Source organism: Streptomyces sp. NBC_00523 (genome assembly GCF_036346615.1).
In the GTDB taxonomy this organism is placed as follows: Bacteria; Actinomycetota; Actinomycetes; order Streptomycetales; family Streptomycetaceae; genus Streptomyces.
On record NZ_CP107836.1, the window covers coordinates 6,845,253 to 6,862,414 of the forward strand.

Annotated in this window: 17 protein-coding genes; 11 read left to right on the plus strand and 6 right to left on the minus strand. The window is 72.1% G+C overall.

Annotation, left to right across the window (positions count from 1 at the left end; genetic code table 11):
* Positions 1-9 precede the first annotated feature (9 nt).
* From OHS17_RS30800 to OHS17_RS30810, 3 genes are read left to right on the plus strand one after another with little or no spacing between them, the layout of a single operon-like run.
* Complete coding sequence (locus OHS17_RS30800; RefSeq protein WP_330314818.1) at positions 10-753, plus strand: SRPBCC domain-containing protein; 744 nt, start codon at positions 10-12, stop codon at positions 751-753.
* Complete coding sequence (locus OHS17_RS30805) at positions 753-953, plus strand: hypothetical protein (RefSeq protein ID WP_330314819.1); 201 nt, start codon at positions 753-755, stop codon at positions 951-953. Before OHS17_RS30800 ends, OHS17_RS30805 begins: the two co-directional genes overlap by 1 nt.
* Positions 954-998: 45 nt before the next feature.
* Complete coding sequence (locus tag OHS17_RS30810; protein ID WP_330314820.1) at positions 999-1,688, plus strand: hypothetical protein; 690 nt, start codon at positions 999-1,001, stop codon at positions 1,686-1,688.
* Between the two features lie 69 nt (positions 1,689-1,757).
* Here the strand turns inward: OHS17_RS30810 and OHS17_RS30815 are convergent, their stop codons facing one another.
* On the minus strand, positions 1,758-4,187 hold the full coding sequence (locus tag OHS17_RS30815; protein WP_330314821.1) for a glycoside hydrolase family 32 protein: 2,430 nt from the start codon (positions 4,185-4,187) through the stop codon (positions 1,758-1,760).
* A 469-nt stretch (positions 4,188-4,656) separates the two neighbouring features.
* Between OHS17_RS30815 and OHS17_RS30820 the strand changes: the two genes are divergently transcribed.
* From OHS17_RS30820 to OHS17_RS30855, 8 genes are all read left to right on the plus strand, one after another.
* Positions 4,657-5,649 carry a sugar ABC transporter substrate-binding protein gene (locus OHS17_RS30820; RefSeq protein WP_383165551.1) on the plus strand — a complete coding sequence of 331 codons (993 nt, stop codon included), beginning with the start codon at positions 4,657-4,659 and terminating at the stop codon, positions 5,647-5,649.
* A gap of 5 nt (positions 5,650-5,654) precedes the next feature.
* Positions 5,655-6,656: an ABC transporter permease gene (locus tag OHS17_RS30825; RefSeq protein ID WP_073861928.1), complete on the plus strand. Its 1,002-nt coding sequence runs from the start codon at positions 5,655-5,657 to the stop codon at positions 6,654-6,656.
* Positions 6,653-7,507 (plus strand): ATP-binding cassette domain-containing protein, encoded by an 855-nt coding sequence (locus tag OHS17_RS30830; protein ID WP_330314823.1) that lies wholly within the window; start codon positions 6,653-6,655, stop codon positions 7,505-7,507. Before OHS17_RS30825 ends, OHS17_RS30830 begins: the two co-directional genes overlap by 4 nt.
* Positions 7,508-7,607: 100 nt before the next feature.
* Complete coding sequence (locus tag OHS17_RS30835) at positions 7,608-8,642, plus strand: LacI family DNA-binding transcriptional regulator (protein ID WP_330314824.1); 1,035 nt, start codon at positions 7,608-7,610, stop codon at positions 8,640-8,642.
* 128 nt (positions 8,643-8,770) lie between these two features.
* Complete coding sequence (locus OHS17_RS30840; protein WP_383165475.1) at positions 8,771-9,718, plus strand: carbohydrate kinase family protein; 948 nt, start codon at positions 8,771-8,773, stop codon at positions 9,716-9,718.
* Between the two features lie 46 nt (positions 9,719-9,764).
* Positions 9,765-10,982, plus strand: coding sequence for an ROK family transcriptional regulator (locus OHS17_RS30845; RefSeq protein ID WP_330314826.1), 1,218 nt, complete (start codon positions 9,765-9,767; stop codon positions 10,980-10,982).
* A complete protein-coding gene (locus tag OHS17_RS30850) occupies positions 10,979-11,716 on the plus strand; it encodes an SDR family oxidoreductase (RefSeq protein WP_330314827.1) in 738 nt (245 codons plus the stop codon). Before OHS17_RS30845 ends, OHS17_RS30850 begins: the two co-directional genes overlap by 4 nt.
* Positions 11,717-11,808: 92 nt before the next feature.
* Positions 11,809-13,065 carry a glycosyltransferase gene (locus tag OHS17_RS30855; protein ID WP_330314828.1) on the plus strand — a complete coding sequence of 419 codons (1,257 nt, stop codon included), beginning with the start codon at positions 11,809-11,811 and terminating at the stop codon, positions 13,063-13,065.
* A gap of 19 nt (positions 13,066-13,084) precedes the next feature.
* Here the strand turns inward: OHS17_RS30855 and OHS17_RS30860 are convergent, their stop codons facing one another.
* From OHS17_RS30860 to OHS17_RS30880, 5 genes are all read right to left on the minus strand, one after another.
* On the minus strand, positions 13,085-13,888 hold the full coding sequence (locus OHS17_RS30860; protein WP_330314829.1) for a SigB/SigF/SigG family RNA polymerase sigma factor: 804 nt from the start codon (positions 13,886-13,888) through the stop codon (positions 13,085-13,087).
* Between the two features lie 155 nt (positions 13,889-14,043).
* A complete protein-coding gene (locus tag OHS17_RS30865) occupies positions 14,044-14,802 on the minus strand; it encodes a VOC family protein (RefSeq protein WP_330314830.1) in 759 nt (252 codons plus the stop codon).
* A 118-nt stretch (positions 14,803-14,920) separates the two neighbouring features.
* Positions 14,921-15,403: a hypothetical protein gene (locus OHS17_RS30870; protein ID WP_330314831.1), complete on the minus strand. Its 483-nt coding sequence runs from the start codon at positions 15,401-15,403 to the stop codon at positions 14,921-14,923.
* Entirely contained in the window at positions 15,400-15,957 is a 558-nt protein-coding gene (locus OHS17_RS30875; RefSeq protein ID WP_383165478.1) for a molybdopterin dinucleotide binding domain-containing protein, read from the minus strand. Before OHS17_RS30875 ends, OHS17_RS30870 begins: the two co-directional genes overlap by 4 nt.
* Positions 15,958-15,966: 9 nt before the next feature.
* Complete coding sequence (locus OHS17_RS30880; RefSeq protein ID WP_330314832.1) at positions 15,967-17,124, minus strand: aromatic acid exporter family protein; 1,158 nt, start codon at positions 17,122-17,124, stop codon at positions 15,967-15,969.
* Positions 17,125-17,162 lie beyond the last annotated feature (38 nt).

Sequence of the window (17,162 nt, forward strand, 5' to 3'; positions counted from 1 at the left end):
GCACCGACCATGGCCCGGGAATTCCGAGTCCGCAGGCAGCAGGACCTGCCCGTCGCACCCCAGCAGGTCTGGGACGCGGTCGCCACCGCCGCCGGAAACCTCGGCTGGCTCTACCCGATGGAGATCGAACCACGCGTCGGCGGCAAGGCCACCCGGGGCGACGCCACCGTCCTGACCTGGGAGCCACCGCACCACCTCGCGCTGCGGGCCACCCAGGACGGCGGGTTCTCCAACACACTCAGCTACCGCGTCGAGCAGGCCGACGGCGGCACGAGCCACCTGCGCATGGGCATCCACTGGGTGCACACCGGCGTCGTGGACGACGCCTGGAACTGGGACGGCAAGACGGACGCGGCCGAGAAGTACGTCGACTTCCACCAGCACGCCCTCACGGAGTACCTCCGCCACTTCGCCGGGCGCCCCGCCGTGTACGTACAGGCCCACCGCCCCGAACCGACCGCCGATCCGGCCGACTTCGCCGCGCTGCGCCGCCGCCTCGGCCTCGCCGACGACGCGGCGGTCGGCGACCGGTTCACCCTCCTGGCCCCCGAGCCGGTGGAGGTGACCGTCGACTGGCTCAGCGCCGACTTCGTCGGACTGCGCGGCCCGGACGCCCTGTACCGGTTCTTCAACGGCAGCAGCTGGAACGTACCGATCCGGCTCGGCCACCACCTGTTCGCCGAGGACGCCGACGAACAGCGGGCCACCGGGACGTGGTCCGCCTGGCTCAACGAGCCCGCCCGGGAGCGCTGATGGAAACCTCCGCCCGGACCCTGCTGTTCGCCGCCGAACTCATCGAGGAGAACGGCACGTACACCCTCGTCGTGGAGGACGTGGACAAGGGCACCGTCCAGTCCACACCGGTCCCCAAGGCGATGGTCGACAAACTCCCGGTCTTCCTCGCGGCCCTCACCGCCCGACTCGGCCCGGTCCAACCGCGCCGAGGCTGGTAGCCGGGCCGCCTCGGCGGTGCCGCTCCCCCGGATATCGTCTACCGCATGGATCAGATCCACCACAACTCCGGGCGGAGCGCCCCGGAACACAGGGTGGCCGACGACACTCCGGACTCCCTGCCCGACCACCAGTGGATCGCCGTCCCCGGGGCCACGTACGAAGGGCTCTTCGACGCCCTGGGCCTGCACCACCGCATCCCCTGCACCCTCGCCACGGGGCTCGCCGCCGCCGAGCACGACTCCGTGGACGTCACGGGCCCGAACGGCACGCGGCAGACGGCGTACCGCGTCTTCGTCACCCCGGAGCTGGACGGCTGGCGGCTCATCTACGCGGACAGTGCGTTGACGCCCACAATCTGGGAGTTCGGAGCCACCATCGAACGCCTCAGCGCGGCCTGCGGGCAGGCGCAGTTCTTCTCCCAGGACGAGCACAGCGACTCGATGATCTGGGCGGTCGCGATCAACGGTGTGCTGCGCCGCAGGTACTGGCGCAATGAGACCCCCGAGTGGACGGGGGAGCCCATGGAGTGGGAGGCACCCCTCGACGACGCTCCCGCCGAGGAGGACTCGCCGCCCCACGCCACCGCGGAATGCGACACCAACGCGGCGGCCTGGGCGCTCTCCACCGTCCCCGAGGACGTCGACGCCGGCACCACCCTGCGGGGTCACGGCTGGCTCGCCGTCACCCGCCCCGATGTCAGCCACACCGCATTTCCCGGGGCGCTTCGTATCTAGCGGCTGCGCATCGCCCCGGCAGACGCCTGCGGGCCCCCGGTGTGCCGGGGGCCCGGTCCGGGGGAGTGGTCAGCTGATCCTCAGGTGCTGGGCGATGACGTTCCCGTTGTAGGCGTTCACACCGAACCGGCCGCTGCCGTAGGTGGCGTCGGTGGTGTCGATGACCGGTGTGGCGTCGTCGCCGAGCCATACCCGTATCCGGTCACCTTCGGCGCGCACCTTCACGTGGTAGGTCCGGCCCTCGGTGATGGCGGTGTCGTGGGTGGCCAGGTCCTTGCCGGGGCGCCACAGCTTCACCTGGCCCTTGGTGTCCAGGGTCGCGGTGTATCCCTCGCCCTTGTCGTTGGCCCGGAAGGTCAGACCGGTCGCGGTGCCGTTGGTGACGGAGAGGTCGCCCTCGTAGGTGAAGTCCTCACCCGTCCGCGCGCTCAGATAGAAGCCGTCCCCCGAGGAACTGCCGTGCAGACCGTCGGCGGCCGTGGTCCAGTTCCCGCCCGTGGTGGCCCACTTGGCGGTGGGGAAGGCGTCGAGTCCTGTGCCGCCCGTGTTCAGGTTCTGGAGCGTCGCGCTGCCGTTGAAGACGTTGGCTCCGTACCGGCCGCCGGTGTAGGCGTCGTCGGTCGCGTCGATGACGGGGTCGGTGCCGTTGTCCAGGAAGACCCGGATGCGATTGTCCTCGGTGGTCACCTTGAGGTGGTGGGTGCTGTCCGCCGTGACGGGGGTGTCGTACGTGGCGATGTCCCGGCCGGGACGCCACAGCTTGACCTTGCCCTCCTTGTCGATGTTGGCGGTGTACCCCTCGCCCTTGTCATTGGCGCGGAAGGTGAGACCGGCCGCCTGGGCGGTGCCCAGGGACACATCGCCCTGGTAGACGCCGTCGGCCGCCGTCCGCGTACTGAGGTAGAAGCCGTTCCCGGAGCCCCGCCCCTGCTTGCCGCCCGACACATCGGTCCAGTTGCCGCTGACGGCGTTCCACCGGTCGCCCAGGTCGGTGTCGAGCGTCGACTGACCCGTGCCCCAGCTGGAGTTGAGCCGGCGGAAGACGGCACTGTCCAGCTTGGCCGTGCCGCCCTCGGCGTACAGTCGGATGCCCTGGCTGTCGGCGCCGGAGTCGAAGTTGACGTTGTCCGAGAGGGAGTACGTGCCGCCGTCGGCGAAGACCTCCAACTGGCCGCGGTCCACCAGCAGGCGCAGCTTCAGCTTGCCGTTCTCCAGGCCGACCGGGTGGCCGTCCAGGGTGCCCGCCGCCTTGTCGTAGACCACCGTGCGGTCGGCGGTGTTGTCGCTGCGGACGTGCAGGCCGAACGCGATCTTCCGCGCCGTCGACTTGCTCACGTCGACCGTGGCGCTGATCTCGTACGTGTCGGCCCGGACGCCCTTGAAGGGGTTGGCGCCGCCCTCCTTGACCTTCTGCTTCTTCAAGGTCTTGCCGCCGGAGGCGAGGGACGACAGCTCGTCCACCGGTGTACGGGTGATCCGGAGGCCCTCCGGCGTGCTGATCAGGCCGAGCTGGGCGGGGAAGGTGGCGTTGCCGGTCCAGGTGCTGCCGACGTTGCCGCCCTGCCAGGCCATCTGGACGACGCGCCCGTCCGGGGCGTTCTGGAAGGTCTCGGCCGCGTAGAACGTGCCGCCCGCGTAGGCGGTGCCGAAGTCCATCGGATGGGGGGCGGGGTTGTCCGCGTGGAACCCGGTGCCGTCGAAGTCACCCACCACGTACGTGCCGGACGCGGTGGTGAGCACCCACTTCTTGCGGTTCGGGTCGCCGTCGACCGGGACCTGGAACAGGTCGGGGCACTCGAACAGCCAGTCCGCGGAATAGCGGCTGGAGTGCGTCCAGTCGAGCAGGTTGGGCGAGGTGTAGATCTCGACGCCGTTGCCGTGGTTGTCGGCGTCGTTCTCCGACCACACCACCATGACCCACTGCTTGTGCGCGGCGTCCCAGGCCACCTTGGGGTCGCGGCTCTGGACCGGGATGGTGATGCGCTTGCGGCCCTTGTCGTACGCCTGGAACGTCTTGCCGTTGTCATTGCTGTAGTAGACGCTGACGCCGTCGGTGTTCGCGAAGACCACGATGGGGTCGTCGGCACCCGTCTTCAGACCCGAGGTGTTGTCCTTGTCGACCACGCCGCCGCCGGAGAACAGCGTGCCCGGGTGCACGTCCGGTTCCAGGGCGATCGGCTTCTGCGTCCAGTGGACCAGGTCCTTGCTGGTGGCGTGGCCCCAGTGCATGGTGTCCCAGGCCAGCCCGTGCGGGTTGTGCTGGTAGAAGAAGTGGTACTCGCCGTTGGCGTACACCAGGCCGTTCGGGTCGTTCATCCAGCCCTGCTGGGAGCTGAAGTGGAACTGCCCGCGATACGCCTCGGTGTACGTCGTGGGCTGGTACGGGAACTCGGGGTAGTTCCACACCTCGCCCGCGGACGCCGGCGAGGCCGACAGCAGCGGGGTCAGGCCGAGCGCCAGGGCGATCACCAACGCCTGGGCTCTGCGGCGTACACGCATATCTCTCGCTCCGGTTCTGCCGCGACACGAGTGTCGAAGCGGCTGTGGTGGGGCGGCCAGCGGATATGTCAACGCTGACACGGTGAATCGCGACCGATGATGTGCGGCCGGTATCCGGGGGTCAACACACCGGACACGACCCGGAATTAATCCGGTCCTCCGGCGCGGGTGGCCGGATGATGCGGGATGCGCCGATCGTGAGATTTTCCGGGGCGCACTTGCTGCGGTTCGGGCCGTTTCGGGTGCCTGCCCTGCCGGGTGGGGAGCGGTCACCGCACCCACGGGAGAAGGGTCCTGCCGGAATTATCGGCGGCTTCTCCATTGACGGCGGGCGTCCGGCCGTCCAACATCCTCGGTACGAGCCGCTGTCAGCGTTGACATTCAGTCCGCCGGGGCGGCTCGGCCCGAGGCCGCACGGGCCCACGTAATCCGTCATCCCTTCGCACGAGGAGCCGAAATGCCCCGAAGAATGCTGTTCGCCGCCGCCACCATCGTCACCATATGTGCTCTCACGCTCACCGGGTGTGGGTCCGGCTCCGGTTCCTCGGGCAAGGACGGCGGCAAGGTGAAGGTCGGCCTGATCACCAAGACCGACACCAACCCCTTCTTCGTCAAGATGCGCGAGGGCGCCCAGAAGGAGGCCAAGAAGAAGGGCGTGGAGCTCACCACGGCCGCCGGCAAGTACGACGGTGACAACGCCGGACAGGTCACCGCGCTGGAGAACATGGTCTCCGCGGGCGTCAAGGGCATCCTGATCACCCCCAACGACTCCAAGGCCATCGTCCCCGCGCTGGCGAAGGCCCGCGCCAAGGGCGTCCTGGTGATCGCCCTGGACACCCCGCCGGAGCCCCAGTCCGCCGCCGACGCGCTGTTCGCCACCGACAACGTCAAGGCGGGCAAGCTCATCGGCGCCTACGCCAAGGCCGCCATGCAGGGCAAGGAGGTCAAGATCGCCACCATGGACCTGTCGCCCGGCGTCTCCGTCGGCGTCCAGCGCCACCAGGGATTCATGGAGGGCTACGGCATCACCGACAAGGACTCCGCCCTGGTGTGTTCCCAGGACACCGGCGGTGACCGTGCCAAGGGCCAGACCGCGATGGAGAACTGCCTCCAGAAGGCCCCCGACATCAACCTCGTCTACGCCATCAACGAGCCGGCCGCCCTCGGCGCGTACACCGCCATCAAGGCCAAGGGCCGGGAGAAGGACGTCATGATCGTCACCATCGACGGCGGCTGCGAGGGCGTCGCCGCGGTCAAGGACGGCAGGATCGCCGCCACTTCGCAGCAGTACCCCCTCAAGATGGCCGCCGACGGCGTGGCCGCGATCGTGGACTACGCCAAGACCGGCAAGAAGGCCGGCGGCTACACCGACACGGGCGTCCAGCTGATCGCGGACAAGGCGCAGCCGGGCGTCGACTCCAAGGACGCCGGCTTCGGCATCGACAACTGCTGGGGGAAGTAACCCCGATGACCACCTCCACCGCCTCGGCGCTGTACTCCGGCGCCAAGGAACCCACCACGCTGCGCCGCATCCTGATGGCGCCCGCGGCGGGACCCTTGGGTGCCCTGATCCTCGCCTCGGTCGTCTTCGCGCTGAGCAGCGACGAATTCCTGACCGGCGGCAACTTCTCGCTGATCCTGCAACAGGTGATGGTCGTCGGCACGCTGGCGATCGGCCAGACCCTGATCATCCTCACCGCCGGCATCGACCTGTCGGTCGGCGCGGTGATGGCCTTCGGCGGGATCGTGATGGCCAAGCTGGCCGTCAGCAGCCCGCTGCCCGCACCGCTCGCGATCCTGGCCGGCGTCCTCGTCTGCGGGGCCTTCGGACTGGCCAACGGCCTGCTCGTACGGCTCGTGCCGCTCCCGCCGTTCATCGTCACCCTGGGCATGCTCAACGTCGCCTTCGCGCTGACGCACATCTTCTCCGAGGAGCAGACCGTCACCGGCCTGCCCAGCTCGCTCACGGCGCTCGGGGAGACCTTCCCGCTGGGCACCACCGACGTTACCTACGGCTCCCTGCTCACCGTCTTCCTCTTCCTGGGCTTCGCCTACGCGCTCGGCAACACCGCCTGGGGGCAGCACGTCTACGCCCTGGGCAACAGTGCCGAGAGCGCCCGCCTCAACGGCATCCGCGTCTCCCGGCTCACCATCTCGCTCTACACGGTGGCCGGTCTCGTCTACGGGATCGCGGCCCTGCTGCTGGTCTCCCGCACCGGTGTGGGAGACCCGCAGGCCGGCCAGACGGAGAACCTGGACAGCATCACGGCCGTGGTGCTCGGCGGCACCAGCCTGTTCGGCGGGCGCGGCACGGTCCTTGGCACGTTCGTGGGCGTCCTCATCGTCGGCGTCTTCCGCAACGGCCTCCAGCTGCTCGGGGTCTCCTCCGTCTACCAGACCCTGGTCACCGGCGTGCTGGTGATCCTGGCCGTGACGATCGACCAGTTCTCCCGGAAGAAGGGCCGATGAGCACCCTCGACAAGAGCGCAGCCGTGGTGACCCCGGTGCTCAGCGCCCGCAACCTGGTCAAGCGCTACGGGCATGTCACCGCCATCGACGGCGCCGACTTCGACCTGATGCCGGGCGAGGTCCTGGCCGTCATCGGGGACAACGGAGCCGGCAAGTCCAGCCTGATCAAGGCCCTGACCGGCGCGGTGGTCCCGGACTCCGGGGAGATCCGCCTGAACGGCGAGCCCATCCGCTTCAACGGTCCCCAGGACGCCCACGAGCACGGCATCGAGACCGTCTACCAGGACCTCGCCGTCGCCCCGTCCATGGACATCGCGTCCAACATGTTCCTGGGCCGCGAGCTGCGCCGCAAGGACATCCTGGGGCGGGCGCTGCGGATGCTCGACAAGAAGGCGATGAGGGCCCGGGCCGCCGAGCACATGGCGGAGCTGAAGATCGGGCTCGGTTCGCTGACCCAGCCCGTGGAGACGCTTTCCGGAGGCCAGCGCCAGGCCGTCGCGGTGGCCCGGGCGGCCGCCTGGGCCAGGAGCGTCGTGGTCATGGACGAACCCACCGCCGCGCTGGGCGTCAAGGAGTCGGCCCAGGTCCTCGACCTGATCCGCCGGGTACGCGACAAGGGCATCCCGGTCATCCTGATCAGCCACAACATGCCGCACGTCTTCGAGATCGCCGACCGCGTCCATGTGCACCGGCTGGGCCGCCGGGCAGCGGTGATCAAGCCGTCGGACCACTCCATGGCGGAGGTCGTGGCGATCATGACCGGCGCCCTGCGGGTGGAGGCCGACGGGGCGACGACGGTGGCCGACCACCGGGCGGTCGACGCCGTCGGGGCCGGGCACGACGACGGCTGAATCCGCCGTCGCACCCGCACCGTATTCTGTCGACCTGTCCTCGGTCGGCCGGGTCGATCACCCTCCCGGCCGAAGAGCCTCAACATGGAGAAGCCTGGCCATGGTCTCACCCCGCCGCCCGACTCTTGCCGATGTCGCCCAGGAGGTGGGCGTGAGCGCCAAGACCGTCTCCCGGGTGCTCAACGGGAACGGCCCCACCTCGGAGTCGACCCGGGAGCGTGTCCTCGAAGCGGTGGGCAGGCTCGGCTTCCAGCTCAACCCGATGGCGCAGAGCATTCGCAGCGGCGGACCGGACACCACCGTCGGTCTCGTCATCCCCGACCTGGCCAACCCCTTCTTCGGCTCGGTCGCCAGTGGGATCGAGGCCACCGTCCGCGACCACGGGCTGACCCTCGTCATGGGCTCGTCCGGGGACGACCCGGAGCGGGAGACGGACCTGACCCGGTCCTTCCTCGCCCGCCGGGTGAGCGCGCTGATGGTCGTGCCCTCCGTGGGCGCCGACCACAGCCACCTCAAACAGCACCTGGCCCAGGGACTCCCGGTCGTGTTCATCGACCGCCCGGGCCACGGCCTGCCCACAGATACGGTCGTCAGCTCCAACCGCAAGGGCGCCCGCGAGGGCACCGCGCACCTGATCGCCCACGGCCACCGCCGCATCGGGTTCATCGGCGACCTCCCCCGGGGCCTGTACACGCGCCGCGAACGCCAGGCGGGATACCGGGCGGCCCTGGCCGAGGCCGGCCTCCCGTACGACCGGGCCCTGGTCGGCGAGGCGCACGACGAACACGGCGCGGCAAAGGCCCTGGCCCGGCTGCTGGCCCTCCAGAGCCCGCCCACCGCCGTGGTCAGCGGGAACAACGTCATGACGCTCGGCGCCATGGCGGAGCTCGGACGGAGCGGCGCGCCCGTGGCGGTGGTCGCCATCGACGACGTGCCGATGGCGGAACTGCTCACGCCCGCCCTCACCGTCGTCGCCCAGGACCCGGTGACCATCGGGCGCGAGGCGGGAGCCACCGCGCTGCGGCGGCTGGCGGGGGACCGGTCGCGCCCGCGCACCGTCGTCGTACCGAACAGGCTGATCCAGCGCGGCTCGGGCGAGCGCCGGTTCGCCGCCGACCAGGAGCTGCCCGCCTGAACAGCCGGGCGGCCGCGCGGCCGCCCCGTCACCGCGGGCGCCCCGCCCGCGCACCCACCACCGGCACCCGGGGGGCGGTTCGGCATGCCGTCTCTCCCACCGGCACGTACAGACAAGGAAGACCGAGCGTGATCGTAGTAGGCGGAGAAGCACTGATGGACCTGGTACCGGCGCCCGACCAGGGGCGCGCGGAGGGCGGGCTTTCCCTCATGCTTCCCAGACGTGGTGGCGGCCCGTACAACACCGCCGTCGCGCTGGGACGGCTCGGAGCGCCGGTCGCGTTCTGCTCCCGCGTCTCGACCGACGCCTACGGAGCCGCGCTGGTCGAGGGCCTTCAGAAGGCGGGCGTCGACACCGCTCTCGTCCAGCGCGGACCCGAACCCACCATGCTCGCCGTGACGGCCATCAGCGAGGAGGGCTCGGCCGCCTACACCTTCTACCACCAGGGCACGGCCGACCGTCTCTTCACGGCCCCCGGCTCCCTGCCGCCCCTGACCCGGGCCCTCGCCCTGGGCACGTGCTCACTCGCCCTGGAGCCCACGGCGAGCGCGTACGAGCACATGCTCCTGCGCGAGTCCGGAAGGGGCCTCTTCATCGCCCTCGACCCCAACATCCGGCCGAACGTCATCACCGACCCGGACGCCTACCGGGCCCGCTTCCGGAGCTGGCTGCCCCATCTCTCGCTGCTCAAGGTGTCGTTCGAGGACACGGCATGGCTGTCCGGCTGCGGGACCGGCGAGGAGGCGGTGCTCGACGCCGCGCGCGGCTGGGCGCGTACCGGACCGTCCGCGGTCGTCCTCACCGGCGGCGGCGCCGGACTCTGGGCGGTCACCGCCACCGGCGACACCGTGCACGTACCGGCCGCAGCGTGCGAGGTGGCCGACACCATCGGCGCGGGCGACACGGTCTACGCGGCGCTGCTCGACGGTCTCCACCGCGGGGACGCGCTGCGCCCGGACGCCCGGCTCACCCACGACGAGTGGCGCGAACTGCTGGTTTTCGCGGCCCGGGCCGCGGCCGTCACCTGCTCCCGGCGGGGAGCGGACTCGCCCCACCGGGCCGAACTGCTCGACTGACAGGAGCGCACCGACGTGACCGCCTCCCGAAGGACGTGCTGACCGGATGCCGGACCCCGAGAGCTCACCGGCGCACCTGCGCAGGAAGCCCAGCAGCAAGGAAATGGTCCTGCGGCTGGTGTCGCACCACGGCTCGGTGACCCGGGCCCAGCTCATGGACCTGAGCGGGCTGCCGCGGACCACCGTGTACGACGCCGTGGCCGCCCTGGTCGACAGCGGCGCGATCACCACCGCGCTCCAGGAGGAGGACGGCCGGGGCCGCGGCCGCCCGGTGGAGCGGCTCCGGCTCAACCCCGGACGCGGCCAGTTCATCGGCATCGAGTTCACCCGGCGGAGCACCCGGGTCGCCCTGGCCAACGACGCGTGCCAGCTGATCGGTGTCCGCAGCGCCGAGGAGCCGAGCACGGCCGGCCGGCGCGAACGCGTCCTGACGGCGCACCGCCTCGCCACCGCGCTGGCGGGAGGGTCCCTCGTACCCGGAACGGTCAAGGGCGTGGGGGTCGGCATCGGGGGCCCGCACCCCGGCGTCGAAGTGGCCCAGCTGGTGCGCGAGCGCTTCGCGGCTCCGGTCCGTGTGGAGAAGGGCCACCGTCTCGCCGCCCTGGGCGAAGCCACGTGGGGCGCGGCGGCGGGCGAGCCGGACCTGCTGTCCGTCTTCCTGTCCCGCGAGGTCGGGGGCGGGCTGATCCAGTCGGGAGCCCTGGTGCGCGGGCCCTACGCGACCGCGGGCGAACTCGGCCATGTCAACGTCGAGCGCGAGGGCGGGCGACCGTGCCACTGCGGCGGACGCGGATGTCTCGACACCGTCGCCTCCAGCCGGGCGGTCCTCGACCGGTACCACGCCTGCGGCGGACTGGCGGCCGGCATCGCCGACCTGGCCGTGGCGGCCCGCGACGCCGACGAGGCGGCCTGCCGGGTCCTGGCCGAGACGGGGCGCGCCGTGGGCGGTGTCCTTGCCGCCCTCGCGAACACCTTCGCCCCCGCCGTCATCGTCGTCGGCGGCGAGCTGACCCGCACCGGGGCGGCCCTGCTGGACCCGCTGAAGCAGGAGCTGAACGAGCTGGTCGTCCCGGCCGTACGCGCCCACATCAGTCTGCGGGCGGCCACCCTGGGCACGACCGCGACCGCCTGCGGAGCCGTCGCTCTGGTGGCCGGCGCGACGGGCGCGCGCACGGCCTCGCGATCCGTGGACGCGCCCGCCCCCGACGATCTAGCGTCGGGGGCGATCACAACGGCGCAGCAACGGAGTACGGGGAGATCATGAGCAACGGCAACAACACGTCCACCAGCGGTACCGAATCGCCCGTCACCTTCATCACCGGCGGGTCCAGCGGGATCGGCGCGGAGACCGTACGCAGGCTCCTCGGCCTCGGGCACCGGGTCGCCGCGACCGGGCGCAGCGCCAAGAAGCTGGCCGTGCTGGCCGAGGAGATGGACGCGGGGGAGCGGCTGCTGACGTTCGAGGGGGACGCGGGGGACTGGGAGCACGTGTCGGCGGCGGTCGAGGAGACCGTACGCACCTTCGGCCGGCTCGACCACGCCATCGCGAACGCCGGGTACTCGGCCGACGCCCACGTCGAGACCGGCGACCCGGAGAAGTGGCGCGGGATGGTCCTGACGAACGTGCTGGGTCCCGCGCTGCTCGTCAAGGCGGTGCTCCCGGCGCTGAAGGAGTCGCAGGGCCGGATCGTGCTCATCGGCAGCGTGGCCGGATACAAGAACACGCCCGGCAACCTCTACTCGATGACCAAGTGGGCGGTGACCGGCCTCGCGGAGAACGTCCGCATGCTCACCACCGGGTACGGCGTCGGCACGACGCTGATCGCACCGGGCCGGGTGCTCACCCCGTTCTGGGACGAGCGCCCCGGCGGAGCGGCGGCGGCCGGTCCGATGATCACCGCCGAGCAGTTGGTGGACACGCTCGTCTGGGCGATCTCGCAGCCGCGCGGCGTCGACGTGAACACGCTGGTGGTCCGGCCGCTCGGCCAGTCGAACTGACGCGGATTCATTCCAACGGCAGATGCGGAGGTGCGCCCCCGGCCCGCTGCGGCAGGATCGACCGGAGACCGACTCACGAAGGAGGTCACGCGATGATGCCGGAGCCCACTCCGCGATTCGCCCGGATCGCCCTGGTGTCCGCGCACACGGGGCCGCTGCCGCAACCGGACGGTCCCGACCTCGACGGGCAGAGCGTGTACGTGGCCCAGCTCGCCGCGTGCCTGGCGGGGCGGGGACACGACGTCACCCTCTACACCCGCCGTGACCGGCCCGACCGCCCGACCCTGGTCCGCACCGCTTCGGGGGTGAAGGTCGTCCACGTACCGGCGGGCCCGCCCGTTCCGGTGCCGAAGGACGAACTGCTCACGTGGATGCCGGAGTTCGGCGCGTACTTGGCCAGGATCTGGCGGCTCAACCGGCCCGACGTCGTCCACGCGCACTTCTGGACGTCCGGCGCGGCCGCCCTGACCGGGGCCCGGGGCGCGGGTATCCCCGTCGTCCAGACCTTCCACACGCTCGGCACGACGGAACGGCGTCACCGGGGCGGCGAGGACGCCGGGCCGCCCGAGCGCGCCGACCTGGAGACCCGGATCGCCCGTGAGGTCCACCGCACCCTCGCGACCAGCGCGGACGAGATGAACGAGCTGCTGGCGCTCGGCGTGCCCCGGGCCCGGATCACTGTCGTGCCCTGCGGTGTCGACACCGGGCACTACGCCCCCGTGCCGCTCGCCGACCGGCCGACCGGGGCCGCCTTCCGGCTGCTGTCCGTCGGCCGGCTCGACCCCCGGCAGGGGTTCGACCGGGCCATCGAGGCGCTGTCCGGCATCCCCGGCGCCGAACTGCTCATCGCCGGCGGCCCGGACGCACAGCTCCTGTTCGCGGACCCGGAGGCCGAACGCCTGCGCAAGGCCGCCGCCCGGTACGGGGTCGCCGAGCGGGTACGGCTCCTCGGCCATGTGCCGCGGGCTCTGATGCCGCACCTCATGTCCAGCGCGGACCTGCTCGTGTCCCTGCCCCGCCACGCGCCGTCCGCCCTCGTCCCCATCGAGGCGATGGCCTGCGGCACCCCGGTCGTGGCCACGGCCGTCGGCGGTCAGACGGACGCGGTGGTCGACGGGGTCACCGGCACGCTCGTGCAGCCGTCCGACGACGAGACGCACGACCTCGCCGCGACGATCCGGGGCCTGCTCGGCGACCCCGCCCGGCTGGCTCGCTACGGGGCCGCCGCCCGCACCCACGCGCTCGCGCGGTTCTCCTGGGACGAGGTGACGGACGCCGTCTGCCAGGTCTACGCGGACATCGCCCGTACACCCCGGGTCCGGGAGACGGGCCCGCTGAGCCCGGCCTGATCCGGGTACGGGAAGGGGCCTAGGCCGCCTGACCGGCCTCCTGGAGCGCCTGTCTGCGCACCTCCTCGCAGCACCGGGCGATCAGCCGGGAGACGTGCATCTGCGAGAGGCCCAGCGTCTCGGCGATCCGGTCCTGTGTCATGTCGCGGAAGAACCGCAGGTAGAGGATGGTGCGCTCACGCTCCGGCAGGCTGCGCAGCCCCGGCTTCACGGCCTCGCGGTCGACCGCTACGTCCAGCGCGTGGTCGCACAGCCCCAGGGTGTCGGCGAGGCAGGACCCGTCCTTGGCCCCGGGCATCTCGGCGTCCAGCGACAGCGTGCGGTAGCTGTCCAGGGCCTCCAGACCGGCCCGGACGTCCTCGGCGCCAAGTCCCGTGACGGCCGCGATCTCCGCCTCGGTCGGCAGCCGCCCGCCCAGCGTCTGGGCGAGGTCGCGGCGGGCCACCCGTACCTGATTGCGCAGGTCCTGGACCCGGCGCGGCACATGGACGTCCCAGGTGTGGTCGCGGAAGTGGCGCTTGAGTTCGCCGACCACGGTGGGGATGGCGTACGTCTCGAACGCCTTGCCGCGCGCCGGGTCGTACCGGTCCACCGCCTTGACGAGGCCGATCGCCGCCACCTGGCGCAGATCGTCCAGTGGCTCACCGCGGTCGCGGAAGCGGGAGGCCAGCCGGTGGGCCATGGGGAGCCAGGCGCAGACGGTCGCGCGGCGCAGTTCGTCCTTCTCGGGGCCGTCGGGCAGGGCCCGCAGGCGGTGGAAGGCCGCCGTTCCCGTCGGCCGGTCCCGGTCGGGTGCGGGGGCAGTCTGTCGGGCACCGGCCATGGTGTTCACTCCTCGGCGTCGCCTGTCAGGACCGCCGTGGGAGCCTCCGCCGGACAGGCGGCACCCGGAGCAATGCTCCCACGGGCGCGCCTCTTGTCCGAAGCACCCCTGGCCCATTCCCGTACGGGCCCGCCTCAAACACGACCCGGTTCCCGTCAGCGGTCCGAGACCGTGAAGAGCGCGCCCTCCGGATCGCGGAGCACGAACGCGGTCCCCGGCACCCCCTCCACCGGCGTCGCCTCGCCCCCGGCGGCCACCGCTGCCTGCGCCGTCCGCTCACTGTCGGGCACCAGGAAGTCCACGATCCAGCGCGCCCGTACCCGGGCGTCCGTCGCGTTCTCCACCCCGCCGCCACGCAGCGTCACCACGGTGTGTCCGCCCGCTTGTACGAGGACGCGGTCCTCCGCGTAATCGACGGCGCACCTGCTCCGCGGCTTCGCCCAGCCGAAGACCTCCGCGTAGAAGATCGCCGCCTCGAAGGCGTGGCGCGACTGGAGATCCACCCTGGCCGGGGCGCGCGGCCCGTCGGCCCAGACGGGCGCCGGGCCCTCCCAGAAGCCGAAGACGGCCCCCTCCCGGTCGGCGGCGATCGCCGCCCGCCCCTCGCCCAGCGGCAGCGGGCCCACGGCGAGCGTCGCCCCGCGCTCCCGGATGCGGTCGGCCGTGACGTCGGCGCCCGGCACGGCGAAGTACGGGATCCACGCCGGAGGCGGTCCACCGGCCGGGCATCCGATGCCGGCGACCGGCCTGCCATGCGCGGACGCCAGTACGAAATCGTCGCCCAGGCTGCTGTCATGGAACTCCCAGCCCATCACCCGGGCGTAGAAAGTCCGCGCGGCCCCCAGATCGTGGGTCGTGAGACTCACCCAGCAGGGCGCTCCCGCGACGGGTGTCTTCCAGTCCAGACTCGGCATAAAAGGCGCTCCTTCGCCAGGGCCCTCTAGAACGATGCGCCCGCGCCCCGGCCCGCGCACGCGCTCACCCGGGCATACGCACCCGATTTCGCACCGGGCCGGCCGCCAGGGGAGCCGGTCAGCTGGTCAGGACCTGCGGCGAGACGACCTTGATCATGGCGTCGGCCCAGCGCTGCTGGCGCAGGGTCTGCGGGTGGCAGCGCTCCGTCAGGTCGAGCAGTTCCTGATCGCGGGCGGCCTGGGCCGTCTGGGCCAGCAGCTCCCAGTCCACGGAGACGGCCGCCGCCCGCAGATAGGTGTCGCGCAGGTCCCGCAGGAGCAGCAACCCGGTCTTGGGACGCCGTCCGACGAGCTCGCCGCCCTTCTCCCGCAGCCAGGCGGCGGCTGGGGACTGCTCCTTCGGCTCGGGGTCCAGGTCCACGCCGTGGTCGGCGGCCGCCTCCGCCAGTTCCCGTACGTGCTGCCGCGACCAGGCGGCCAGATCGCGGGCGACATGGTGCACCTCGTGGTCGGTGGAGTGCGTGCTGGAGAGCCGCATCAGCCGCACCGCGAGCGCGTTCTCCCCGTGGTGCACCTCCTTGAGGACCAGGTCCAGCTTCAACGGATCTCCTCCCGGTACGCGTGCGGCTCCTCGTCCGCCCGGCCCGCGCCGCCGCCCGTGGTCGCGGGCACGGCCGCACCGGCCACCGGGGCCGATGCTGTGGTGGTGGGCGCCGGGGCGGGGGTGCCGGTGGGCCCGAGGCGGCGCAGCCGGGCGGCGGCCGTCTTGAACAGCGGCTGCTTGGAGACCGGGTCCCACGCGGTGGCGGTCAGTTCGTTGCCGGCGCGCCCGGCGCCCTTCGGCTCGAACCCGCCGTCGGTGTCCCAGTAGCCGTAGTGGAACGGCAGGAACAGCACCCCGTCCCGGATGCCGCTGACCCGCGCCGCCGCCCGCACCGTGCCGCGCGGCGTGGCGACCTCCACGAGGTCACCCTCCTCGATGTCGAGGCCGTCCCCGTTGGAGTGCAGGATCGCCGCCGACTGCACCCACCGCTCGACCTGGTCCGGGGTCACCCCGTCGGCGAGCCGGGTGTCCACCCGTACGGGCCAGGGCTCACCGGGGCCGTAGGGGGTGCGGGTGCCCCAGGGCTGGGCGATGCGGTCCGTCCGTGTCATGCGTTCTCCTCAGATCCGGCCGGTGCGGGCGCCGCCGGCGGGAACCGCCGAGCCGTCCTCGCCGGGTGTCAGGTCGTCGAGCAGGGCCTGGCAGCCGGCCACCAGGCTGCCGAGCGAGGCGCCGGCGTCGGGGCCCGGCCCGCGCAGATGCCGCTTGGCGTCGGCCAGGGCGCGCCTGGCCCCGGTCAGGTGCCCGGCTCGCTCCTCCAGGCAGGCGTCGTCCGGCCCCTGCTCCATGGTCGTCTCGTCCGCGGCGCACACCTCCGACGCGGCGGCCAGCACGGTGCTCAGGTCCTCCAGGAACGGCCCCGGCGGGCGGGGCAGCGCGCGCCGCTCGGACGCGGTCTCCCAGAGCGTCAGCGTGATGGAGAGCAACTGGTTCCCCACCTGCGCCCAGACGACGTCCCACCGCTCGGAGGGTGAGGGGGTGCTCCGGCGCATGCGGTGGCCCGGGTTGAAGCGGAAGCTCTCCGTCGACCAGCCGCGCGCCGCGCGGAGGTCCGAGAGCGCACCGGGCAGCGCCCCGGCGGCCCGATGCCAGCGCTCCGCCCGCTCCTCGTCGTACTCCTCGACCAGCCCCTCGCTCAGCTCGCGCAGCAGCCGTGAGCACTCCCTCGGCAGCGCGCACGCGAGGGTCCGCACGTGCAGCGAGTGCACCGGCGGCAGGACGATCGCGTTCACCGCGATCCCGACGACGGCCCCCACCACCGTTTCCAGCAACCGGTGTCCGACGGCGGACAACGAGTACGTCCCGTAGGCCAGGACGAACAGGGCGGTGGTGGGCGCGTACAGGCCCTGCTCGCCGACCGGCAGCCAATTGCCGAGCAGCACGGTGAGCGGCAGGGCGATGAGCATGGCCGTCATCGTGTTGCCGGTGACCGCCGCCGCGCCTGCGGCGAGCAGGGTGCCGGAGGCCATCATCGCGATCAGTTCGACCGCCGAGCGCAGCGACCGGTAGACGGTTCCCTGCACGAGGGCGACGGCGGCCCAGGGGGCCATCAGCGCCATCGGCGCCGCCAGCCACCACCCCGTGAGCGCCCAGGCGAGGGCGGCAGCGGCGGCGGCCTTCAGGGACTGCACCAGCTGGTACCGGCCGGGGAGGCGTACATCGGAGGTGAGCGCCCCCAGCCGCTCCCGCACGGCCGCCGCCTTACCGCTCCCCAGCACCGACAACCCTCCCTTTACGCGAATGGTCCGGGCGAGCG